This window comes from Paenibacillus sp. JT31N11, from assembly GCF_056269285.1.
Map to the genome: position 1 here is coordinate 891,934 of NZ_JBWDNQ010000001.1, position 22,294 is coordinate 914,227.

Consider the following 22,294-nt stretch of genomic DNA (forward strand, 5'->3'; position numbering starts at 1 on the left):
CTCATTTATTCAGCTTGCCCGCTGCACGGAATTCCCGCGGAGATTGTCCGGTTTGCTTGTGAAACAACCGCGAGAAGTAATGTACGGAGCTGAAATGATACTTGTCGGCGATTTCCGTAATGGTTAACGAGGTACGGAGCAAATCCTCCATGGCCCGGCCGATCCGGAACCCGTTCATATACTGGACGGGGGAATATCCGGTCGCCTGCTTGAAGAGCTCGAAAAAATGCCCCCGGCTCATATTCAAGCTGCTGTAATACTGCTCCAGCGGCTTCGGCGGAACGCTGAGCAGATCTCTTTCCATCCGATCCAGCATATGGCTGATTCTGGGGTCCGGGATATGGGTGTCCTTCAGCATATGCTGAAGGAAATAATCAATGAAGCTTTGGAAATTCCGCTGTGTCGTCAAGCTCCTCATGAAGGTCCGATCGCTGGTGTAATCGCCGGACTTGTAGAAGCTCTGGAACAGATCGATCCACGGGCGGAGGGAGTCCACGGCAGCGGCAACGGGGATTGGAAAAGGGAAGTCCGGGCCAATGAAAGCAGTCTGCAGCTCTTCCGGGTTGTAGCAGATGGGTGTGGACCAATCGGAAAGAGCTCTTCTCTCCACATAACTCCAGTCAAAATAACAGCAGACATGCACCATCGGATCGATGGAATCCGCTACCCACTCATGCGGCTGCCCGGCAGGCACATACATCAGCGAGCCCGGTCCGGCCTGGTAGGCTTCTCCTCCTGTCAGCAGAACGCCATAGCCCTCGCTGACCATATAAATGGAGCTGGAATAGCAGATCCGGGGAGCGCTGGACTGGCCCCTGGAGAACGGATAGCGGGATGCATAATAGACATACGGATGGAATGCGGAAAAATTCATGCGGCTGCCCCCAGATGGTTGAAAATCTGAATTGATCTGACTATTGTGCAAATAAATGACCGGCTGCTAAATACATTGTTCTGCAGTTCAGATAGATTAAATACTGTACTGCAAGACTATCGTAGATGGAGTACAGATTGCAAGCTTACCGGTAATCGTGGACTGGGGAACAAATCCATGACAGCGCTTTAAGACAAATTTATTTCCAGTTAAGAAAGGCAGATGCTTAGATGAAGCCATTTGAACAAGCCAGGAAGCATCCCATTACGTTCACCGGTCCCGCACCGGATTTCTTCGAAGGAGCGCTGCTCGGGAACGGCGGACTTGGCGTAGTGGTTACCACCCGGCCCGATGCCGTCATGATCCACTTCGGGCATAATAATGTATGGGATATCCGCATTGCAGAGGATCACGCCGATGAGATCGGCACCTTCCAGGACGTATACAACAGGCTCAAGGACATTCCGGACCATTTGTCCTCGCTGACAGAGGATTCCTGGTACCGGGAATACTGTGAAATGACCGGAGAAAATTACCGGAAATCCTATCCGAGACCGATGCCCTGCGGCTCGCTGCTGCTCCAGTTCGACCGGCGCGAAACCGAAGTGCTCGGACATACCCTTGATATCTCCAATGGGCGGTGCAGGATTGATTTTCTGGCCGGCGGAAATCCCGCGCAGCTGGAGTTATTCGTGGAGCAGGAGCATGACCGCCTCTGGCTGCGGGCGGCAGATACGGAAACGGGAAGAGAGATTCCGTTGTTCCACGCGTTGACGCTCATTCCGGATCCCGAGACGCCGCAGGAATTCCCCAAAGCTGCTTCCTTCGTGGACGGAGATGCGTGCACTGTTGCCTTTACGCAGCATCTGCCTTATGTGGAGAAGCCTGGCGCTGATTACGGAGGACATGTGAAAGACAAAGCCTTCCGGCTGGCAGTCAGGACATCCGGCGGCTTCGCTGCTTCCTCCAAGGACCAGCCGCTATCGCTGAAGCTGGACACGCAAAACGGCTTCTCCGCATGTGTCGAGCTGTGGGAAGGGTTGAATTCCGAAATAGCTGCTGTTTCAGACAAGCTGCCCCCCGGTCAGGAGGCCTGGAACGACGCCGAATCCGGTACGGAGGAAAGCTGGAGAGATTATTGGAGCCGTTCCGCGGTTGCGCTGGAGGATGAACTGCTGGAGCGCACCTGGTATTGGAATCTGTATTTCTTCAATTGTTCGGTAAAAGAGGGCGTAACCTGTCCGGGGTTGTTCGCCAACTGGAGCTTCAGCTCGATCGGCTCCGCCTGGCATGGCGATTATCATATGAACTATAATACGCAGCAGCCGTTCTGGCTGGCTTTCTCCAGCAACCACCTGGACAAGCATCTGCCTTATGTCGATATGGTTGATCATGTGCTGCCGGTCAGCCGCAAATGGGCGCAGGAATATTACGGCTTGCGCGGCGCTTATTATCCGCACTCTGCCTATCCGGTTGACATGACGATGATGCCTTATCCCGTGCCCCACTGGGGATGGGAGATCTGTGAAACGCCATGGACGGTGCAAAGCCTCTGGTGGCATTACCTGTATTCCATGGACGAGACCTTCCTGCGCGATCGGGCTTATGTCCCGATTAAGGAAGCGGCCTTGTTCATGGTTGACTACATGAAACGGCCCGAGGCCCGGGGCGGGCGCTGGGGAGATGACAACTATCACATTTTCCCTACTGTAGTACCGGAGCTGTATGAGCTGTCGCCCGGATTTGCCAAGAACAGCGACTGTCTCGTGGACCTGACTTTGACGAAGTTTCTATTTCATGCCTTTGTCCGGGCCTGCGGCGTTCTTGGCGAAGAGGAAGCCGAGACTGCCCTGCTGCACGATGTGAAGGACATTCTGGCGAACTTCCCGGACTATCCGACAGCCGAATCCTCCAGGGGGACCGTATTCGTCTCCGTAACAGGCGAGGATGCCGAGGTGGTCTATAATGTGCCGAATCCGATCACGACGGTATTTCCCGGGGAAGAGCATGGGCTGCATTCCGATCCTGAAGCGTATCAAATTGCGGTCAACTCCTTCCTGAATCACCGCAACGAAGGCGGGAATGAGCTTGTATTCTATAATTTTGCCGGAGCCAGGCTTGGCATCCTCGATCTGGAACGGTTCAAGCGGCAAATTCATTACTGCCTGCTGCCGAACGGCACCTGCACCGACCGGGTGCTGATGACCGGGGGGCGCTACGCCGCTGCAACCAACTTTGATTTTATGTCGGGAATGGGAATCTGGTTTGAGAATTTTGCCCTACCGGCGGTCATTAATGAATGCCTGCTGCAAAGCTATAACGGCGAGCTGCGTTTGTTCCCGAACTGGCCCAAGGACAAGAGGGCGGAGTTTCATACGCTCCGGGCCGTTGGCGGTTTCCTGGTGAGCGCGTCTGTTGAGGCAGGCGAAGTGCAGGCTGTGGAGATCATCAGCGAAGCCGGGTCCACATTGACCTTTCATATTCCTTGGCCGGAAGGGGCATTCTGCACCGGTTCCTTCGGCGAGAAGCGCCTGAGCGGTGAAATCGGCGAGCTTCCGACAACGGCAGGCGAGACCATCCGCATCGTGAAACACAGCCAATCTGATTCAAGGGGAGCATGAAGATGAAAATTTTGATTACAGGCGTAAGCGGATTTATCGGCGAGAGACTGGCCCGAAGGCTGGCCGGAACGCACACGGTTCTGGGAATGGCCCGAAGTCCGATTGAAGAGCCGGCTTCCATGCAATTCGTGCAGGGCTCCTTCGATAATCCGGAGGATTTGCAGAAGCTGGACGGCGAGCAGATCGATGCCGTTATTCATCTGGCCGCCGTGACCGGGGGCTGCTCCGAAGAGGATGGCCTGGCCGTCAATGTGCAGGGCACAAGAAGATTGTACCGGTATCTGATCGGTCAAGGCTGCCGGAGATTTATAACAGCCAGCTCGATTGCCGCGGTGGGATGTCTGGACGCCGGTTTTATTCCCCAACAGCTTCCGATAACTGATGATCACACGTGCCTGGCCAAGGATGCCTACGGACTGAGCAAAGCTATGGTAGAAGAGGTGACCCGGTATTTCCACCGGATCACGCCGGGGAGCGAGTTCATCAACCTGCGTTTTGGCTCAGTCGTGCCCGACGAGAGCTGGACTCCTCCCGTGATCGGAACGGATGCCAGGCTGAATGCTCCGTATGTGCTGCTTGGACGGGTCTTTGCCAGCGATATTGTGGAGGGGCTTGTCCGCATCGTGGAGGCGCCGCCTGCAGACAGGGTGCTGAATTGCAATTTTGTTGGTCCCGACAGCGGATCAACCGTCTCATCGATTGAGATGCTGGAGGCGCTGCTTGGGGATCAAGCGGCGGATTTTGATCTTTCCGCGTACAGGGAGCCGGAGGGCAAATATTTGCCCTTGTATGATATGCGCCGGATGAAGCAAGAGTTTGGCTTCTCTCCGGTGAAGCTGACACGGGCCATTGAAGATAACAGCATGCTGTAATGTCACAGATCGTTGACTTTTGATGTGATCTCGATCACAGGGCATGGCCTCGCTTGCTGCCTATAATGGGTTTAGAAAGATCAGCCCAATCAAGTGAGGAGAATGCAAGATGCTGAGCATTGAGAGCATAGCCATAATCAAGTCGACAGTACCGGTATTGGAAGTCCATGGAACGGCAATTACGACCCGGTTTTATCAATTATTATTTCTGAACCATCCGGAGCTGCTGAATATCTTCAACCATGCGAACCAGAAAAAGGGGAAACAGCAGGCGGCGCTTGCCAATGCGGTGTATGCCGCAGCGCTTCATATTGACCATCTGGAGAACATTCTCCCGGCGGTCAGACAAATTTCGCACAAGCACCGCAGCCTTGGCGTACAGCCGGAGCATTACCCGGTCGTGGGGAAATATTTGCTGGCGGCGATCAAGGAGGTGCTTGGAGCTGCTGCGACGGATGAAATTTTGCAAGCCTGGTCGGAAGCCTACGGCATGATTGCAGACGCCTTCATCGGCGTGGAACAAGCGATGGTTGAAGAGACGAAGGCGCAGGTTGGAGGCTGGGAGGGGTTCAGACCCTTCGTAGTGGAAAGCAAGGTGAAAGAGAGCGAAGTCATCACCTCATTATATCTGGTTCCACGGGACGGGGGAGCCATTGCAGCTTTTGAGCCCGGCCAGTATGTCAGCATCAAGACGGATGCCCAGGAAGACGGGTTTACGCATATTCGCCAATACAGCCTGTCCGATGCGCCGGGGAAACCCTATTACCGGATCTCCGTAAAACGTGAGGATGCCAATAAGGACCGGCCAGAAGGTAAAGTTTCCGTGATGCTGCATCAGTCGCTCCAGGAAGGGGATGTGCTGTGGCTGTCGGCCCCAGCCGGGGATTTTACACTGGACCGCGAGGACCGGCGCCCTGTGGTGCTCATCAGCGGGGGCGTTGGCCTGACGCCGATGATCAGCATGCTCAACACCTTGGTGCACCATGATCCGCAGCGTCAGGTCACGTTCATCCATGCCGCATCGAACGGGGACGTTCATGCCATGAAGGAGCATGTCTCAGAGCTCGCCCGCCGTCATCCTCAGCTGACGGTTCACTATTGCTATCGCCAGCCGACGGAGCGGGACAGGGAATTGCAGGACTATCACCGGGAAGGCGCTATCGACCTGCCCTGGCTGGAATCCGTTATTCCTACGATGGATGCGGGCTTTTACTTCTGCGGTCCGCAGCCGTTCATGAAGGTGGTGAACCAGGCGTTGACCGCCTGCGGGGTGGGGGCCGATGACAGGCATTATGAGTTTTTTGGACCTTCCGGAAGCCTGGAGGGAACAGATGAGCAAGAGCCTCAATCCGCAGTCAGTTCTTAACGGCCGCCAGCAGCTTGCGCCCGCAGCAGGCGGTTGACCGTTTCCCGGCGGAGTCCAATCAATTGGCCGATTTCGTCCTGGGTGAGGACATCCTCCAAAGCCGCCGGGCCAATATAAAGTTCAAACCATTGCTGAAGGCTGCGCAGTTTTTCGGCAGAGGAGGTTTGGGTCAATTGGTCGATCCGCTGCTGCATCATCCGGAGCTTGTTCTGCAGGAGCAGCGCAATCTCCAGGCATTTTTGGGGATTTTGCTCCAGGGAATCATACCAGTCTCGGGACGGAATGACGTCGATTTCACAGGTGACCAGCGCGATTGCTGTTCCATGATACTGCTTGTGTGTAATTAAGGAATGATGCGGGATCATTTCATCGGCTACAATAATATTCATGAGGATCGGGCTGCCGTCCTCGTGAATGCGGATAATTTTGAGCAGGCCTTTCCTTACATGATAAAGCGGCCCGGTCTCTCCTTGGCGAAAAAGGGTTTCCCCTTTGTGAAGCAGCATGCCAGTGCTCACCTTCCTCATAACAGAACGCTCAGCGCTTGATTGCGCCGGGCGTTTTTCTTTCTATACTAGTACATATGGACGGAAATAACCAAACTATTGAATGACTCCTGAAGCGGACAGGCACAGCATCGATTCCTCAACCCGCCGCTTTTTTGGCTGAAATCATCGGGGGTATTAGTATGTCAGCTCCGATCATGATACATTTAATGGATAAAAGGGGGAGTATGGTGAAGATGGGAAAGCGCTTGTACATCGCCGGATACGGCCTTGCCGCCATTATATCCGTTATCGGTGAATTGATTTGGCTGGGGGACCCGATCCGCTCGGGAGATATCTATTGGATTGACCGGATCGAATGGCTGGTCAACCTGCTGGCGCTGATTCCCCTGCTTTGGTTGCTTGGCGCTGCGGCCGGTATTGCCGCTGAACGCCGCGGGCAGCTGTGGCAGCTGGCGCTCAGATTCCTGATCGCAGCCGGCAGTATAGCCTCGGGAATTGCCATTTTTCAGATTCCGAACCATTTGGCAGCCGCGCTGCTGATCATTCTGATTACCCTGCTGCTGACTATGCTCGATATTATCGTCATGGAGAAGCGCCGCGGTGATCGATGGCTGCGGCGGATCACAGCTTTGCTGGTTACCTTTGTGATAATCGCGGCAGGGCTGTTCTGGCCAACGCCTTACGGGATTACTTCACCGGGTTTTACATTGAATATGAACCGTTTCGCCCATGTGGAGGGCGGTGTGCCCCAAGGCTCCATCGAGGGTGTTCTGGTCATTGACCGCCCGGCTTTTCCAATCGATTGGCTGTACGCAGCCCTGCTTCCCCATATTCAGATCGGGAAAAGAGATACGAGCATCTCGCTTGGCGAGATGCAGCGGGCGGCAAATGACCAGCGGGCCGATGCAAACCAGATCAGCAGCGCGGTGGCTTTCCGGAAGCTTGGAATTGGACGTGGCATCATTCCGACCGGTGTCCAGATTGCACAAGTGATGCCGGAGAGTCCGGCCGAAGGGCAGCTCAAGCCTGGCGATCAGCTGCTGGCGATTGATGGACATCCGGTTCGGTCCGCTGCGGAGCTGACTGCCCGTATGGGGGAAGTGAACCCGGGCGCAGAGGTGGCCGTGAAGCTCAAGCGGGACGGGAATACCACGGATGCAGCCGTGAAGACGATGGCCAGCGCAGACGATCCGAAGCGGGCGGTATTTGGCATTCAGGTAGAGGACCGGGTTCAGGCCGATCTGCCGAAGAGAGTTGATTTTCGCTCTTACCTGGTTTACCAGGGAGGTCCTTCACATGGCGCGATTCTGGCCCTTACGCTGATCAATCAGCTCACGCCCGGCGGTGTGACCTACGGCAATCGGGTAGCGGGTACGGGCACGCTCGACGCGGCAGGTTCGGTCGGGCCTATTGGTGGAATTGAACAGAAGGCATACGCTGTCGACCAGACAGACGCCGACGTCTTCTTCGTGCCTGCCGGTCAGGAGCAGGATGCGCGCAAAGGGGCGCCGGACCTGAATATTGTGCCTGTTCACACCCTGGATGAGATCCTGAATTGGCTGAAATCACATCCCAGGGCATAAAATCATTCATGCTTCAGGCTTATAAGCAATCCAAATCTTTTTTTTCGGATTTGGACTGCTTTTTTATTGCCATGCTTGGCCGCCGGAGGACTCGCGAAGCTGTTTCTCCTTGTTCGTACCGCCTTGCTTGCATCATCTGTTCAAACTATGTACAAATTCAAGACGTATAATGGAGATACTGAAGGTTCAAGGGGGATTTGTCATGACGACGGTTATGGTGGTGGATGATGAGAAGCATATACGCGAATTGGTCCGCTTATATCTGGAGGATGAAGGAATAGATATCATTGAGCAGGCCAACGGGGAAGAGGCATGGCACTATTACACCAAACATACCGTAGATTTGATCGTGCTTGATGTCATGATGCCGCGGATGAACGGATGGGAATTATGCCGGAGACTGAGGGAGGCGGGGGACAAGCCCATTCTTATGATTACAGCCAAGGGTGAGCCTCTGGACCGGATCAAAGGCTTCCAGCTTGGCACAGACGATTATCTGGTCAAGCCTTTTGAGCCGATGGAGCTCGTCATGCGGGTAAAAGCTTTGCTGAAACGATACCGGATCTCCATTTCGCAAACCATCAAGCTCGGTAATGTGACACTTGATAAAACCAATTACGAGATCCGTTATAAAGATACCGGTGAAGGCGAATCGATTCCGCGCAAGGAATTTGAGCTGCTCATCATACTGGCAAGCCATCCCGGCAAGCTGTATACGCGGGACGCGCTGATCCGGAATATTTGGGGATACGGCTATGAAGGCGACGAGCGGACCGTCGATACGCATATCAAACGTCTTCGGGACCGGTTCTCCGCATTCGAGAAAGACTTCCGCATTGTGACGCTCCGCGGGTTGGGGTACCGTCTGGAGGTATACCGTGATTAAATACCTCTATATCCGGCTGATCATTACGTTCCTCGCGACTATGATCATCAGCATGATATTCGGATTTATCATCAACGGAAGGCTCTACGGCAATCAGCTCAGGAATTATATACAGGATAATGTGGTCATTAATGTCAAAGCAATCGTTCAGTCGTACCAGCAATCCAATCCCGACAATGTGGATGCCTTGATGAAAGGCATGATGTCGCTGCCCAACTATTCCATTCGCGTTTTTGATCCCGACGGCAGACCGCTTGAAGACAGAAATGAAGGCGAATCAACGGACAGGCCGATGGAAGTCAGCGCGGACCAGATTAATATCGTATTAAACGGCGGTGTTTATCGCGATCTTGAAGGACACGGTTTCCAGGATATGATGGTGGGTCTGCCTTTCAGCATTAATGATAAGCCCTATGCGTTATTCGCGGCGTCGGAATTCGGGAGCGCCATCGATTTAATTAGCGGATTTCTGAAAAAACAGCTGTTCATTGTTCTGCTGTTCGGTATTGTTTTCATTGTGATCTCCGCCCGTTATATCGTCCAGCCGATCCAGCATTTGACCAAAGCAACACGAAGAATGGCAAAAGGCGATTTCAGTATCCGGCTGACCACCAGACGTAAGGATGAAATTGGCCAATTAACCGCAAGCTTTAACCAGATGGCGCTTGAACTGGGGATGCTGGACAACATCAGGCGGCAGTTCATATCGGATGTCTCACACGAAATTCAATCGCCTTTAACATCCATAATCGGATTTACCCAGGCGCTCCAGCATAAACAGATGGATGAATCCAGCCGTATGCGGCTGCTCCGCATCATAGAGGAGGAAAGCAACCGCCTGTCCCGATTAAGTGAGAACCTGCTTCAATTAAACGCGCTGGAATTCGAGCATCTCCAATTAAACCGGAGCGAGTACCGTCTGGATGAACAAATTCGCAATGTCGTTATTGCTTACGAGCCGCAGTGGTCGTCCAAAAGATTAAATTTTGAGCTCGAATTGGATGAAATTCTTATCGAAGGGGATCAGGACAAGCTTAATCAGCTGTGGAGCAATCTTATTGGCAACAGCATCAAATTTACAGAGGAACGAGGCAGCATCTGGATTAAAGCCAAGAAGGACAACAATGCCATAGAGGTATCCTTGACGGACGATGGCCATGGAATACCGGAAGATGAGATCCACCATATATTCAAGCCGTTCTATAAAGCGGACAAATCCAGAGACCGCACCATTCCGGGCAGCGGCATCGGCTTGTCCATCGTCAAGCGGATCGTCGATCTCCATCAGGGAGAAATTGACGTGAAGAGCCGGATTGGTCAGGGAACGACCATTACTGTTACCCTGCCTCTCTTCCATAAAGGAAGAAAATAATTTCTCTTTCTCTCCGTAATCAAGGATCAATCTACTGGCCGAAAGTCAAAGCGGCACCGGCTCGTCTCGATATTCGTATAATAAAACTTGGAATAAGGGTCCGTTTACCATCCGAACAGAGAATGTGATCTTGACAAGATTCTGACTTATACCGTAGATGAATATGACAATCCTGTAGGGGAATAAAAAAATGAAGATCCCGCTGGCCTATGGCTGGCGGGGTTATTTTTTTATATAGGGTTTAGTGTCTTCATTTAATTGCAGCTGGTCTTCTTATTTTCCAGCTCGCTGCCCGACATTAATACATAACAGTAAATATCACGGGAAGAATATGGATTATAGATAAGCCCCATTAAAAATAAAACGTTTATCTGGAGTGTGGCAATGTTCAAGACCATATCAATTCGCTTGAATTTATGCATTCTGCTTGCATGCATTTTATGTCCGTTGCTAACAGGCTGTTGGGACCGTCTGGAAATTGAAGAACGGGCTGTTGTTCTTGCAATTGCTGTTGATGCTGCGACCCCAAGTGGCTTGGAGGAGGAGTCGGAGGTAACGAGTGTGAAGAATTCCTTTCCCGAACCAGCGGGAATAGGCTATCAGATTACCGCGCAGATTGCCGTGCCAGGGCGTATTCCTCTGGGTCCCGGCAATGAAGGAGGGGGAGGCGGTTCATCGCCGGTCTGGGTTCTATCGGCAAGCGGGCATACCTTGGATGATGCCATCAGTGTGATGCAGCAGCAGTTGGCGGATAAGTTGTTCCTTGGGCATCTTCGTGTCATTATCGTCTCCGAGAAGGTCGCTCGTAAAGGACTTGAGGATTTAAACGATTATTTAAGACGAAATACGGAAGTCCGAAGACTTGCCTGGCTTAGTATCTCCAAAGGCAGGGCGGAAAAGGTTGTGAGGGCCTCGCCCCAACTGGAAAGGGTTCCTGGACTTTATCTGCTCGCTATGTTTGATCATGCTGTCGAGATGGGAAAATACCCCGAAGAATTTATCGGGATGTTCTGGAGTAAGAGTACAAGCAAAGGGGTAGAACCGATCCTTCCGTTACTCAATATGAATAAGGAAGGAAGCATTGAAATCGCAGGCCTTGCCTATTTTTTAAAGGATAAAATGGTTGGAAAGACCAAACAGCTTGAAATCGGGTTTTATATGGCGGTAACAGGCAAGAAACAAGGGGGATACACTGCCTTTATTCCAAGACATCCGGGAAGCAAGGAAATGGTTATGATCAGAATTATGCGGCGGAAAACAACGACGCAGGTGTCAATGAAGAATGGAAAGCCGCAGGTGCGGGTGCATGTGAGCCTGGAAGAAAACATAGAGGAAAATCCTAATGAAAAATTCAGAATCGACAAAGAGGAAAACCTGAAAGAGCTTGCCAAAACATCCGCTGATATGGGAGTGAAGGGCTACAATGAATTAATTAAAAATTTGCAGCTCGCAGGATCGGATATATTCGGCTTTGGCGAACAGTTTCGGGCGAAGATGCCGGGCTACTGGAATCGCAATATACGGACGGATGAGAAATGGACGGAGGTATTCAGAACATTGTCCGTTGATATCCAGTGTGAAGTACATATTCGGAGGGTCGGGATGAAGGCAAGCTGAATAAACTTGAATCAGCAGGACTAATCATTAATCTGTGCCTCTGGGACTTTGAAGAAATGCGGGTGCGCGTGAGCCCGAAGTAGGTTCTCAATCAAATAATTACTTCCGCTTCCGATTGGATTTCATCCAGCAGGAAGCTTTTTTTATTCTGACTTAATGAGTAGGTGCTTAAGTGACAAAATCGTAAGCTTTCGGCGGCATAATGTAAGCCGTGACGGGTATCATCAGTCCCGCCGGATTCCTATAATTATGGCATATCCCAAAAAGAAAGAGGAGAAGATCAGAATGTCCGACATAACCCTAGAGCAAAACTTAAAAAAAAACTATGATTTTCCGGGTCGATGGCTTGGTGGAGCGGCGCTAATTTTTGGTCCGCTGCTTATGCTGACCGGAGTCGCTCTCCGCTATCGTTTCCATTTTTTCTTCCCGGATCAACTGGCTGCGTTTCAGGATTATCCGGCTTTATTGACAGCTTCATACAGCGCGTTCGCCGCCGGCAATGTGTTGATGTTGCCGGCGGTCATTCTGCTGGCCAAAAGAATCGCCGGCCGCAGACCGCATTGGGCGTTCTGGGGAGCGACGTTCTCGGTCTTCGGTTTATTCACTCGCACCTTTCACGCCGGCGTCGACCATCTGGCTTTCCAACTTGTTCGCCAGCAAAGTGCGGATGCCGCGACCCAGGTCATCGCGGATTCCTACAGCGCGTTCCATATTTTTAAGACGTTTAATTTGGCCGTTATGTTAGGATGGATTGTCCTTGCGATTGGCTCCTATTTATCCCGCGCATTAACAATTTACCAATGCATTGGCTTAGCCCTTATGTCTTCTCTTCCGCTGGGTGTGCTGAAGGGCAGTACCACATTCTCCGTCGTCGCAACAATCGGGTTGTGCGCCGCGTTGTTGCCTTTCGGCGTCAAGGTACTGCGAGACGGTCCCAAACCTTCGGCCACTGCCTTGTCGTGTTGGATCGCCCTATCTGCCGCGCTGATCGGCTTCTTTTACTTCTTAGGTCAGGCCGGATAACCGGCTGCGCCGCCGCTTATCCGCAGCCGACCACGATATAGACATATTAATGAGGTGGTTAACAATATGACTGGTCAATAAAAGTTCTCTCCGTACACAGGGAGTACAAATTCAGGTTATATACTGAATTCAGTTACGGAGGGAGAGAGAAAAAAGTGAGTGGATTAACGAGGATCAGTTTGAAAAATAGCGTTGCCGTCGTTATTCTTTGCATACTTGTATTAGGCTATGGTTTGTATTCTGCCACACAGATCAAACAGCAGACGTTTCCGGATCTGGAGTTTCCGGCCGTGTTTGTGCAGATTGTTCAACCCGGCGTATCCACAGAAGAAATAGAGTCCGGCGTTACGAATCCGGTGGAAGACAGCTTGAAAAACATCAAGGGCTACGATTCCATCACCAGCACGTCATCGGAAAATGCCGCCAGCATCGTGATTCAATTCCCGTTTGGCTCGGATATGGACAAGCTGTCCGGGGAAATTGAATCAGCGCTTAGCAAGGTGAAGCTGCCGGATAAGGCGGCATTAACGGTCCAGCGCCTGTCGGCCGGGGCGCAGCCGATCTATCAGGCGGCCGTGTTCACCGAAGGCGCACAATCGCAGGCCCTGTCCGAGAAGCTGCAGAGCGAGATTGTACCCCAGCTGCAAAAGCTCGACGGAGTCAGTTCTGTCAATCTGAAGGGAACAGGCTCCGAACAACTAAATATCACCGTCGATAAATCAAAAGCTGCCCAGCGGGGCATTACCTTAAGCGCCATCCAGAGCGCCCTGCAATCGCTCGACTATGCGCTTCCGCTTGGAACGATCCAGCAGGAGGAGACGGCGATTCCGATTCGTCTCAACGGCAAAGTCAGCTCCCTCGGCCAGATCAAGTCGTTGAGGCTGGTCACGGGTGCCGGCGGCGCGGCGCAAGGCGTTACCCTGCTGTCGGACATAGCCGAAATTAAAACCGTATCAACCCATGCTGAGATTACCCGTTTTAACGGCGAACCAAGTTTTGTCCTGGAGGTCGTCAAGAACCAGGACGCGAATACGGCGGATGTCTCGGATGAGGTTAAGGAGGTTCTGGGCACATATCAGGATAAGGGAGAGCTGAATGTTCACGTTATTCAGGATCAAGGAGAGGATATCAAAGAGTCGGTATCCGGGCTGATCAAAGAAGGCTTGTTCGGCACCTTGTTCTGCGTCATTATTATCTTCCTTTTCCTGCGGAACGTGAGAGCTACGATTATCTCGATTCTTTCACTGCCGATATCAATTTTTGCAACGATTGCCATCATGAATCAAATGGGATATACGCTCAATATCATGACGCTTGGCGGTATCGCAGTTTCGGTCGGTCGAATTGTGGATGACAGCATAGTCGTGATCGAAAATATCTTCCGCTGGCGGCAGGAAAAAGGGGAGCAGCTCAAAGGCAAGGCGCTTGCTTACCAGGCTACACGGGAAGTCATCAGCGCCGTCTCTTCGTCTACGGTCGCGATGGTTGTCGTATTCGCGCCTCTCGCTTTTGTCAGCGGAATTATCGGGGAGTTCTTCCGGCCGTTCTCCCTGTCGGTTGTTATCTCCATTCTCACTTCGCTGCTCGTTGCCATGATGCTTATTCCCATATTGGGAGCGGCGTTTTTCAAGAACATCAAGCCTCACAAGCAGGGCGGAAAGCTTGCGGACAGCTTCGAGAGAATCATTCGCAGCTCGCTTAAACGCAAAGGCCTCGTCATCAGTTTGTCCGTACTGCTGCTGGTCGGGTCGCTTAGTCTTATTCCGCTTCTCGGCGTCGCTTTTCTGCCGGCAGGCTCAACCCCGACGGCTTCCATCGAGCTTACTTTGCCGACGAAGAGCAGTCTTGCCCGTACCGATCAAGTCAGCGGCAAAGTGGAGGATTATGTGAAAAACATGGATGGGGTGGAGCGCTATGATACGTCCATCGGCAGCTCATCGGGCAATCCGCTCCAATCTTCAGGAGCCAGAAACAAGGCAACCATAACCGCACAGTTCGTGAAAGAAACGGATATGGATATGATCGTCGATCGTATTAATGCCGAGCTGCCGGCTATTGTGGCGGCAGAGGAAGCGGGTTCAACGATCAATGTAAAGGCAGGAGAGCAGCAAGGACCTCCTACTGGCAATACGATTGATGTGAGTGTGTATGCCGACGATCCGGATCTGCTCGCGAAATCAGCCCTGCAGATTGGCGATCTCATGAAGCAGAACAGCGACTTGAAGGACGTTACGAATAATATGAACGAAGTGACGCCAAAATGGGTGCTCACGCTCAACCGGCAGGGGATTGACGCGAATGTAAATCCGCTCATGGTCATGCAGCTTGCAAGCGAACAGCTGCGCCCGCTTGATGCAGGCATGTATACCATTGATAATGAAGCCCGGGAGATTATGCTGTCTTATCGGCAGCAGATCACATCCAGGGAGGAATTGGAGAACATCCCGATTATGACGTCAAGCGGAATGAAGAACCTCAAAGACGTTGCCGACATCACCGAGCAGAATGCCTGGGTTAAGGTCAATCATGATGACGGCAAGATGGCCGCGCAGATCAGCGGCACGGTCAAGAACCCGGATAATGTTTCAAGCGTTACGAATCAAGTCGAAACGGCGATCCGCAGCATGTCGTTTCCGGCAGGCGTGGAGGTGAGTATCGGCGGCGGGCAGCAGATGATCCAGGAAGGCTTCGTGAGCATCGGAATTGCGATGGCCGTGGCTATTGGGCTTGTTTTCCTCGTCATGAGCATGACATTCGGCGGGCTGGTTACGCCGCTGATTATATTATCCTCTCTCGTATTCATCCCGGTCGGATCGCTGACCGCGCTGCTCGTAACCGGCCAGGCATTGACGATGAGCGCCATGATCGGAATGCTCATGCTCGTCGGAATTGTCGTCACCAATGCGGTCGTTTTGCTTGACCGGGTGGAGAAAAACCGCAAATCCGGCATGCCGATAACCGAATCGATAGTGGAGGCATCCAAAACGCGCCTTCGCCCGATTCTGATGACGGCGCTGGCGACGATGCTTGCCCTGGTTCCGCTCGCGCTGTCCGGATCGACGACCAGCCTGATTTCAGGCGGTCTGGCCGTTACAGTCATAGGCGGATTGTTCACCTCGACATTGCTTACGCTGATCGTTCTTCCGGTTATTTATGAATTAGCCTGGAAGAAGCGGAAAGTCAAGGAAGTGGAAACTTTCTAGACCATTATAAGGGGCAGTTTCAAAAGAGTAACAGTGAGCGCTTCTGTCCTGATAAACATGCAAAGACGCTTCCAAAACCACCTTGTCGGTGGGGATGGGAGCGTCTTTTTTGTAAATGACCTTTATGAAGGGGAAGACATCTTCTTCAGCAGCCTGGGGACGGCTTTAGCCGTTCCTGCTTACTGCGAATTCATGTCAGTGGGAATGGTTAGGAAAGGCAAAAAAAGCTTTCGGGCCGAAGCGCATCCATAATGGAATCCATCTTGGTGCAAATTATATTTCATATGACGGTTATAATGAAGACTGCCCATATGCAGGGGCAGTCCTTGATTAATGCTGCCGGGGATGCGCGTCGACATCTACCGGTTCGGGATCGGCAGTCAAATTCCGGGAGAATTCGGTAGAGCGGAGAATAGCGGAGAGGACGCCGGGAAACCGCTGCTCGAGTTCAACGTCCCGAAGCGTCACCAGCCGCTGCGTCCCCTGGCTGCGGACCCGGACCACTCCCGCTTCCCGAAGGGTACGCACATGATGCGACAACGTCGATTTGACAACCGGAGCAGACAGGCCGCCACAGGCCATTTCCCCGTAAATGCTCAATTCCTTCGCAAGGTTCAGCCGGATCGGATCGCTTAAGGCATTAAGGACCGACGACAGCTGTATATCTTCGGGCACAGGATGGAATAAATATTTCATAGCTGCGGCCACCTTTCGTGTAGAGGAGGATTAATTAGGATCAAGCGTTCGAATAAATCAATACTTGAATGATACCATATTCCATGCTATATTTCTATTGTTCGTTAATTATCGAACTTTACATAAAGGATCATGACCTTTATGAAATCAGACTGCCCGTCTAGATGGCGGCTGAGCGAATTGGAGAAGAGAACCAATCTGGAGGTGGGTTTGACATGTCACAGACAAATGCACCGGCAGAAGCGGAGACGATCACGCCTCGGACAATGCCGGCTGAAGAGGCCCAGGCACAGATGGGCAAGCGGGTTTTTAATGAAAAATGGACGGTGCCGCTGCTGGCATTGACGGTCATGATTGTTATTATGAATACGATGATGTTCAATCTGGCCCTGCCTTCCATTACACTGCAATTCGAGCTTACGGCAACCGTAGCCTCATGGATCGTAACGGGATACTCCATCGTATTTGCCATATCGTCCATCACCTACAGCCGGCTTTCGGATTTTGTTCCATTACGGACGCTCTTTACCATCGGTTTATTGTTATTGGGCCTGGCGTCGCTTATTGGTTTGTTCAGCAGCAGCTTCCCCGTGCTGCTGCTTGCCAGATTGCTGCAAGCCTCAGGCGCGGGCTCCATTCTCAGTATGTCCATTATTCTGATAACCCGCAACGTTCCGGAGCAGCGAAGGGGAAAAGCGATTTCTTTCGTCATATCCTCAAGCTCGCTCGGCTTTGGTCTTGGTCCGGTGCTGGGCGGCGCAATTATGCAATTCTGGGGCTGGAATGACTTGTTTGCGGTCACAGCGCTGGTGCTGCCCCTAATTCCGCTGTACCTGATTCTGCTGCCGCGGGAAAAGGCGGGGAGCGGCACATTCGATGCGTGGGGCGCTCTACTGACGGGTATTGGAACAACGGGCCTGCTGTTGTTTTTGACGACGCAAAGATGGGAAATGCTTGTTATCGGCCTTGTTGCAGTAGGATTGTTCATTCTGCGCATCCGGAGCGCCAGCAACCCGTTCGTCGCTCCATCCTTATTCGGCAACCGTCCATATCTGAGCCTCGCGGCGCTTGGCATGGCTTCCTATATGAACAATTTCGCGGTGCTGTTTCTGATGCCGCAAATTCTGGTGCATCTGTTTGGCCTGTCTTCCCTGCAATCCGGGCTGATTATATTTCCCGGGGCCATTCTCTCGATGCTGGCTGCCAGAAGCATCGGCCGGATAATCGACCGTCAGGGCAATGGTGTCATGCTGCGGTTCGGACCGTGGCTGCTGACGGCCTCCGCCATTTTGCTGGCTACACTGGCCGTTCATGCTTATATAGCTATTCTGATCATCTATATTCCGCTCAGTCTCGCCGTGTCAGCCCTGACCGCAGGAGTTTCCAACGAGATGTCCGTGCTGCTGACGGGAGGGGAAGTCGGAGCAGGCATGGGATTATTCCAGTTGGCCCAGTTCTTCAGCGGGGCGCTGACAACAGCCATAATCGGGACCGCCCTCGTGTGGATGGGCTCGCTGCCGCTCTCGCAGGCCTATACCGATATCTTTTGGGGAATGTCGCTCGTGTCGGCTCTCGGTGTTCTGTTTTCGTTCCTGTACCTGAGACAGCGCGGAGGCAGGCGGCAAAGAAAAGCAGCTGCAGCGTGAAGGATCAACTCGCCCTGGATGATTGTCAGGTCTGAAAAACAAAAATCCCCGCCGGTTTCTGTTTCTGCCGGCGGGATTTTTTGCGGACACGGAACTATTTTACACAGCTGTTATTAAGGCTGTTGTTTCCCTGGCTTTCGTTTTCCATTCCAGCGTCTGGCTGATTACTTGCGTGAATGCGGGCTGATGCAGCGTTGGAATCACCCATACGGTCTTATCCTGAATAGCGGATCTGGGGAGACGATAGTGATGCTTGTGGATGTTTTCTTCATACGGCTCCTCAGCATGACTGAGGCGCAGTGCAAGGCGGAAATGTCCGATGACCTTGAATTGATCGCAGAATTCGGAGGACTCGGCAGCCATCCAATGAATGAATTCCACATGCTCGACCTTGAGCAATCTTTTCATTCCCTGATCGTTTACCAGCTGGATCCGATCCAGACTGATCGTCTCTTCATTGAGTTGAAAACGGGCCATGTCGAGGGCATGTGCTTTGCTTTTTGCCTTAACCAGATAAGAAACGGTCACATTCAGCGCTGCGTGCTCCATCATTTCATTTTTCATCATCTTGTGGACAACAAACTCCTTCGGCTGCGTATATTTTTTGATCCGCTGTTCATTCTATATAACTATGCCTGAAAAGTTTGCTGTATTCTGGATAATGATTATAACTTTTTTTGTCATTAAACACGGGAAAATGTTCAGAGTTCCGCTGCCGTAACGGAAAAAGGTTATTTCCCGCGTTTGGTGAGCTCAGCCAAGCTGTCCCACTGCTCCTTCGTAACATCGCTTAGCCTGTTGAATTCACCGGCTCCCTGCAGCCATTCACCGCCGTCAATCGTGATCACCTCGCCATTAATGTATCCGGCATATTCAGAGATCAGGAACGCCGCAAGATTCGCGAGCTCTTCCGGCTCTCCGGCCCGCTTCAAGGGAACGCGGCCAATCAGCTTTTCCGCGAGCTCTGGCGTGGGGGAAAGCCTCGACCAGGCGCCTTCCGTGGGAAAGGGTCCCGGAGCAATGGCAACCTGGCGGATGCCGTAGCGGGCCCATTCTACTGCAAGGGAGCGGGTGAGGGCCAGTACGCCGGCTTTGGCCGCTGCAGACGGAACGACATACCCCGAGCCTGTGGAAGCATATGTGGTCACAATATTCAGCATCGTGCCGCCGATCCCCTGTTCAATCCAGCGTTTTCCGACTTCCAGCGTCATATAGAAGGTGCCGTGCAGCACAATATTCAAGACAGCGTCCACCGCGCGCGGGGACAGACGCTCTGTCGGGCTAATGAAATTTCCCGCCGCATTATTGACAAGCACGTCGATACGGCCGAACCGCTGCTCCACCGCATCGACAAGCTCATGGATTTGAGCCGGGTCCCGCACATCGCAGCTTTTATGGAAAACCTCGCCACCCATTGCGGTCATGTCTGCCGCAGCCGTCTGCAAAACCTCTTCGCGGCGGCCGGCTATCGCAAGCTTGGCTCCGAGTGACAGGAACTTCTCGCCCATCGCGCGGCCCAGGCCGGTAGCGCCGCCAGTGATCAGTACGACCCTGCCGTCCAGAAGGTCTTTATCGAATGGTCCCATTCCGTCAGCCCAAAACTTTCCGGAATTCCTCGGTCAATAGCGGTACAACCTCGAACAAATCACCTACAATCCCGTAATCCGCCACTTTAAAGATTGGGGCTTCCGGGTCCTTGTTGATCGCAACAATGACCCGCGATTGGCTCATCCCGGCCAGATGCTGGATCGCCCCGCTGATGCCGCATGCAATATAGATTTCGGGCGTGACCACCTTGCCGGTCTGGCCGATTTGCAGCGCGTAATCGCAGTAACCGGCATCGCAGGCTCCGCGCGATGCGCCGACCGCGCCGTTCAGGACGCCTGCCAGCTCTTCAAGCGGCTTGAAGCCATCGCGGCTTTTGACGCCGCGTCCGCCGGACACGACGATTTTCGCCTCGGTCAGATCGATTTTGCCGCCGGTTTGTCTGACAACATCCTGTACGATCGTTCGCAGTGATGAGGAGGGTGCATAATCGGCCTTGACTATCTGCGCCGGTTGCGGGGATGAGGAGGGAGGCAGTGCAGGGAAATTGTTCGGGCGGACCGTGACGACCCAGGGGTAACCGTTAAACCGTTTCTTCTCGAATGCTTTGCCGGCAAAGATCGCTCTGGTGAAAACTGTATCCTCGCCGGTACCAGTAAGCGTAATGACATCGGAAAGCTGGCCCGCTTGAAGCTTCGCTCCCAAGGCAGGTGCAAGGTCGCGTCCCAGAGCGGTATGTCCCAAGAACACCGCGTCGGGGCGGATATTTTCTATGACGGGAAGGAGCGCTGCCGTATAAGACTCAGGGTTGTAATGCTGCAGACCTGCATGCTCAATCAGGTGAATTTCGGATAAAGGGTAGGCGGACAGCTCATTTGCCATGGAATCAAGTCCGCTTCCGATGAGGACGGCGGTCATCCGGTCCCCGTCTGCGGCTGAGCTTGCAGCGGCTTGAAGCGCCTCCAGCGTCACTTGACGAATTTTTCCTTCCCGGTGCTCCGCAACAATCAAATATGTTCTGCTCATGAATGAATTCCTCCTTCGCTGTGAAGCATCCGGACGAGCTCAGCCGCCTGCTCCGGCAGCTCGCCCTGCAGAATCCGGCCCGCTGCCCTCGCCGGAGGAAGGCTCAGATCGATCCGCATTGTTTTCGGCGCCAGCTGCTCAGGGGTGATCCCAAGATCATCCAGCGTGAGATGCCGAAAAGGCTTCTTCTTTGCTTTCATAATGCCGGGGAGGGAGGGATAACGGGGTTCATTCAGACCCTGCTGCGCCGTGAACAGTGCGGGAAGGGAGATCTCGAGCAGCTCAAGATCGCCTTCGGCATCGCGCTCTGCTTTCGCGTTCCGGTCCGATAGAGCAAGGCTGGTGATGGAAGAGGCATGGGGAATGCCAAGCAGTCCGGCCAGACGGATAGCAACCTGCCCTGCGCCATTGTCCACGGAGAAGTTGCCGCCCAGGATAAGGTCATACGATTGACCTGCAAAATAGGCCGAAAGCACGGACGAGATTGAATACTCGTCAGCTGGAATGCGCTCATCGCAGACCAGGACGGCCTCATCCGCCCCCATGGCCAGAGCGGTTCGCAGCGCCTCGGCGCTTCGCTGCGGGCCTACTGAAACGGCAACAACAAGCCCGCCTTCCTGCTCCTTGATCCGGATGGCTTCCTCTACTGCATACTCATCATAGGGGTTTATGACAAATTTCACCCCATCCTCGGATATCCTGCCATCCTGAATGGTGATTGTCTCCTCGGTATCGAAGGTTTGCTTTAGAATCACATACACATTCATTAGGGATGCTCCTCTCCAATTTGCGAAAATGGGCAGATCGTTTAAGGGCGCAGCGCCATCAAAAAGAACTCTACAGACTTATCCACCTGGGCGCTGAGGGAATACTTCCGGCCGGAAATAAGCCAGGAGGTAACGGCTTCGTCCATGGCGCCGAATATGAGCAGGCGCGTCAATTTAACATCCAGATCTTTGCGGAAGGTTCCTTCCTCCATGCCTTGAATCAGAACGGTTTCGATCAATTGTATATACGGTTTGACCGCCTGGCCGATTGATTTGCGAAGCTCAAGGGAGCTTTGGCGGAGCTCAATCTGGGTGACATAAGCCAGATCCGGATTTTTCTCAAGCTCGGTGTAATGAAGCTCGCAAATTTTACGGATCGCATCGGCTGCGGTTGCGGAGTCCGCAACGCTTTCCTTGAGCTTGCCGATAAGCTCGCCAAGACGCTCGCGGAAAAGCGACACAAGTATATCTTCTTTACTTTTGAAATATAAATATATGGTTCCATCCGCAACTCCGGCTTCACGTGCGATCTTCGATACCTGGGAGCCGTGAAAGCCGGTCTCGGCAAACACCTTGACGGCTGCGCCGATAATCCTTTCGAATTTATCCATTTTTTTACTTGTCATGCATTCACCCCGATGCTAGAATCTAAACAAAACTGAATGAATCATCATTCATTTTCTGGTTC

General features: G+C 52.7%; 18 protein-coding genes. 10 read left to right on the forward strand and 8 right to left on the reverse strand.

Annotated elements, in window-relative coordinates; genetic code table 11:
- Position 1: 1 nt before the first annotated feature.
- Positions 2-874, reverse strand: coding sequence for a helix-turn-helix domain-containing protein (locus AC0YNV_RS03960; protein ID WP_475765986.1), 873 nt, complete (start codon positions 872-874; stop codon positions 2-4).
- Between the two features lie 230 nt (positions 875-1,104).
- Between AC0YNV_RS03960 and AC0YNV_RS03965 the strand changes: the two genes are divergently transcribed.
- The 3 genes from AC0YNV_RS03965 to hmpA all read left to right on the forward strand — a co-directional run bounded on the left by AC0YNV_RS03965 (position 1,105) and on the right by hmpA (position 5,733).
- Positions 1,105-3,495 carry a glycosyl hydrolase family 95 catalytic domain-containing protein gene (locus AC0YNV_RS03965; RefSeq protein WP_475765988.1) on the forward strand — a complete coding sequence of 797 codons (2,391 nt, stop codon included), beginning with the start codon at positions 1,105-1,107 and terminating at the stop codon, positions 3,493-3,495.
- 2 nt (positions 3,496-3,497) lie between these two features.
- Complete coding sequence (locus tag AC0YNV_RS03970; RefSeq protein WP_475765990.1) at positions 3,498-4,367, forward strand: NAD-dependent epimerase/dehydratase family protein; 870 nt, start codon at positions 3,498-3,500, stop codon at positions 4,365-4,367.
- 109 nt (positions 4,368-4,476) lie between these two features.
- Positions 4,477-5,733: an NO-inducible flavohemoprotein gene (gene hmpA, locus AC0YNV_RS03975; RefSeq protein ID WP_475765993.1), complete on the forward strand. Its 1,257-nt coding sequence runs from the start codon at positions 4,477-4,479 to the stop codon at positions 5,731-5,733.
- Here the strand turns inward: hmpA and AC0YNV_RS03980 are convergent.
- A complete protein-coding gene (locus tag AC0YNV_RS03980) occupies positions 5,730-6,239 on the reverse strand; it encodes a Crp/Fnr family transcriptional regulator (RefSeq protein ID WP_475765995.1) in 510 nt (169 codons plus the stop codon). The genes hmpA and AC0YNV_RS03980 overlap by 4 nt on opposite strands.
- A gap of 236 nt (positions 6,240-6,475) precedes the next feature.
- Between AC0YNV_RS03980 and AC0YNV_RS03985 the strand changes: the two genes are divergently transcribed.
- From AC0YNV_RS03985 to AC0YNV_RS04010, 6 genes are all read left to right on the forward strand, one after another.
- Positions 6,476-7,825, forward strand: a complete 1,350-nt coding sequence (locus tag AC0YNV_RS03985; protein WP_475765998.1) for a PDZ domain-containing protein — start codon at positions 6,476-6,478, stop codon at positions 7,823-7,825.
- A gap of 202 nt (positions 7,826-8,027) precedes the next feature.
- Positions 8,028-8,711: a response regulator transcription factor gene (locus tag AC0YNV_RS03990; RefSeq protein ID WP_475766000.1), complete on the forward strand. Its 684-nt coding sequence runs from the start codon at positions 8,028-8,030 to the stop codon at positions 8,709-8,711.
- A complete protein-coding gene (locus tag AC0YNV_RS03995) occupies positions 8,704-10,083 on the forward strand; it encodes a sensor histidine kinase (RefSeq protein ID WP_475766002.1) in 1,380 nt (459 codons plus the stop codon). Before AC0YNV_RS03990 ends, AC0YNV_RS03995 begins: the two co-directional genes overlap by 8 nt.
- Before the next feature lie 384 nt (positions 10,084-10,467).
- Entirely contained in the window at positions 10,468-11,700 is a 1,233-nt protein-coding gene (locus AC0YNV_RS04000) for a Ger(x)C family spore germination protein (RefSeq protein WP_475766004.1), read from the forward strand.
- 285 nt (positions 11,701-11,985) lie between these two features.
- Positions 11,986-12,723 (forward strand): hypothetical protein, encoded by a 738-nt coding sequence (locus AC0YNV_RS04005; protein ID WP_475766006.1) that lies wholly within the window; start codon positions 11,986-11,988, stop codon positions 12,721-12,723.
- 155 nt (positions 12,724-12,878) lie between these two features.
- Positions 12,879-15,926 (forward strand): efflux RND transporter permease subunit, encoded by a 3,048-nt coding sequence (locus AC0YNV_RS04010; RefSeq protein WP_475766008.1) that lies wholly within the window; start codon positions 12,879-12,881, stop codon positions 15,924-15,926.
- A 330-nt stretch (positions 15,927-16,256) separates the two neighbouring features.
- Here AC0YNV_RS04010 and AC0YNV_RS04015 read toward each other — a convergent pair whose 3' ends face one another.
- Positions 16,257-16,622, reverse strand: coding sequence for an ArsR/SmtB family transcription factor (locus tag AC0YNV_RS04015; RefSeq protein WP_475766010.1), 366 nt, complete (start codon positions 16,620-16,622; stop codon positions 16,257-16,259).
- A 215-nt stretch (positions 16,623-16,837) separates the two neighbouring features.
- Here AC0YNV_RS04015 and AC0YNV_RS04020 point away from each other — a divergent pair, with 215 nt between their 5' ends.
- Positions 16,838-18,268 (forward strand): MFS transporter, encoded by a 1,431-nt coding sequence (locus AC0YNV_RS04020; protein WP_475766013.1) that lies wholly within the window; start codon positions 16,838-16,840, stop codon positions 18,266-18,268.
- A gap of 99 nt (positions 18,269-18,367) precedes the next feature.
- Here the strand turns inward: AC0YNV_RS04020 and AC0YNV_RS04025 are convergent, their stop codons facing one another.
- The 5 genes from AC0YNV_RS04025 to AC0YNV_RS04045 all read right to left on the reverse strand — a co-directional run bounded on the left by AC0YNV_RS04025 (position 18,368) and on the right by AC0YNV_RS04045 (position 22,232).
- The gene (locus AC0YNV_RS04025) at positions 18,368-18,835 is read right to left on the reverse strand and encodes a hypothetical protein (RefSeq protein WP_475766015.1); all 468 of its coding nucleotides are present in this window, start codon (positions 18,833-18,835) and stop codon (positions 18,368-18,370) included.
- 164 nt (positions 18,836-18,999) lie between these two features.
- On the reverse strand, positions 19,000-19,854 hold the full coding sequence (locus AC0YNV_RS04030) for an SDR family oxidoreductase (RefSeq protein ID WP_475766017.1): 855 nt from the start codon (positions 19,852-19,854) through the stop codon (positions 19,000-19,002).
- Positions 19,855-19,858: 4 nt separating this feature from the next.
- Positions 19,859-20,839 carry an electron transfer flavoprotein subunit alpha/FixB family protein gene (locus AC0YNV_RS04035; protein ID WP_475766019.1) on the reverse strand — a complete coding sequence of 327 codons (981 nt, stop codon included), beginning with the start codon at positions 20,837-20,839 and terminating at the stop codon, positions 19,859-19,861.
- Complete coding sequence (locus tag AC0YNV_RS04040) at positions 20,836-21,606, reverse strand: electron transfer flavoprotein subunit beta/FixA family protein (RefSeq protein ID WP_475766021.1); 771 nt, start codon at positions 21,604-21,606, stop codon at positions 20,836-20,838. Before AC0YNV_RS04040 ends, AC0YNV_RS04035 begins: the two co-directional genes overlap by 4 nt.
- Before the next feature lie 41 nt (positions 21,607-21,647).
- Positions 21,648-22,232, reverse strand: coding sequence for a TetR/AcrR family transcriptional regulator (locus AC0YNV_RS04045; RefSeq protein ID WP_475766023.1), 585 nt, complete (start codon positions 22,230-22,232; stop codon positions 21,648-21,650).
- Between the last annotated feature and the right edge of the window lie 62 nt (positions 22,233-22,294).

What these genes read in the sequence shown, in the direction of transcription:
- AC0YNV_RS03960 (WP_475765986.1), bottom strand. Translation starts at nt 874, where the DNA reads ATGAATTTTTCCGCATTCCATCCGTATGTCTATTATGCATCCCGCTAT.
- AC0YNV_RS03965 (WP_475765988.1), top strand. Translation starts at nt 1,105, where the DNA reads ATGAAGCCATTTGAACAAGCCAGGAAGCATCCCATTACGTTCACCGGT.
- AC0YNV_RS03970 (WP_475765990.1), top strand. Translation starts at nt 3,498, where the DNA reads ATGAAAATTTTGATTACAGGCGTAAGCGGATTTATCGGCGAGAGACTG.
- hmpA (WP_475765993.1), top strand. Translation starts at nt 4,477, where the DNA reads ATGCTGAGCATTGAGAGCATAGCCATAATCAAGTCGACAGTACCGGTA.
- AC0YNV_RS03980 (WP_475765995.1), bottom strand. Translation starts at nt 6,239, where the DNA reads ATGCTGCTTCACAAAGGGGAAACCCTTTTTCGCCAAGGAGAGACCGGG.
- AC0YNV_RS03985 (WP_475765998.1), top strand. Translation starts at nt 6,476, where the DNA reads ATGGGAAAGCGCTTGTACATCGCCGGATACGGCCTTGCCGCCATTATA.
- AC0YNV_RS03990 (WP_475766000.1), top strand. Translation starts at nt 8,028, where the DNA reads ATGACGACGGTTATGGTGGTGGATGATGAGAAGCATATACGCGAATTG.
- AC0YNV_RS04000 (WP_475766004.1), top strand. Translation starts at nt 10,468, where the DNA reads ATGTTCAAGACCATATCAATTCGCTTGAATTTATGCATTCTGCTTGCA.
- AC0YNV_RS04005 (WP_475766006.1), top strand. Translation starts at nt 11,986, where the DNA reads ATGTCCGACATAACCCTAGAGCAAAACTTAAAAAAAAACTATGATTTT.
- AC0YNV_RS04015 (WP_475766010.1), bottom strand. Translation starts at nt 16,622, where the DNA reads ATGAAATATTTATTCCATCCTGTGCCCGAAGATATACAGCTGTCGTCG.
- AC0YNV_RS04020 (WP_475766013.1), top strand. Translation starts at nt 16,838, where the DNA reads ATGTCACAGACAAATGCACCGGCAGAAGCGGAGACGATCACGCCTCGG.
- AC0YNV_RS04025 (WP_475766015.1), bottom strand. Translation starts at nt 18,835, where the DNA reads ATGATGAAAAATGAAATGATGGAGCACGCAGCGCTGAATGTGACCGTT.
- AC0YNV_RS04030 (WP_475766017.1), bottom strand. Translation starts at nt 19,854, where the DNA reads ATGGGACCATTCGATAAAGACCTTCTGGACGGCAGGGTCGTACTGATC.
- AC0YNV_RS04035 (WP_475766019.1), bottom strand. Translation starts at nt 20,839, where the DNA reads ATGAGCAGAACATATTTGATTGTTGCGGAGCACCGGGAAGGAAAAATT.
- AC0YNV_RS04040 (WP_475766021.1), bottom strand. Translation starts at nt 21,606, where the DNA reads ATGAATGTGTATGTGATTCTAAAGCAAACCTTCGATACCGAGGAGACA.
- AC0YNV_RS04045 (WP_475766023.1), bottom strand. Translation starts at nt 22,232, where the DNA reads ATGACAAGTAAAAAAATGGATAAATTCGAAAGGATTATCGGCGCAGCC.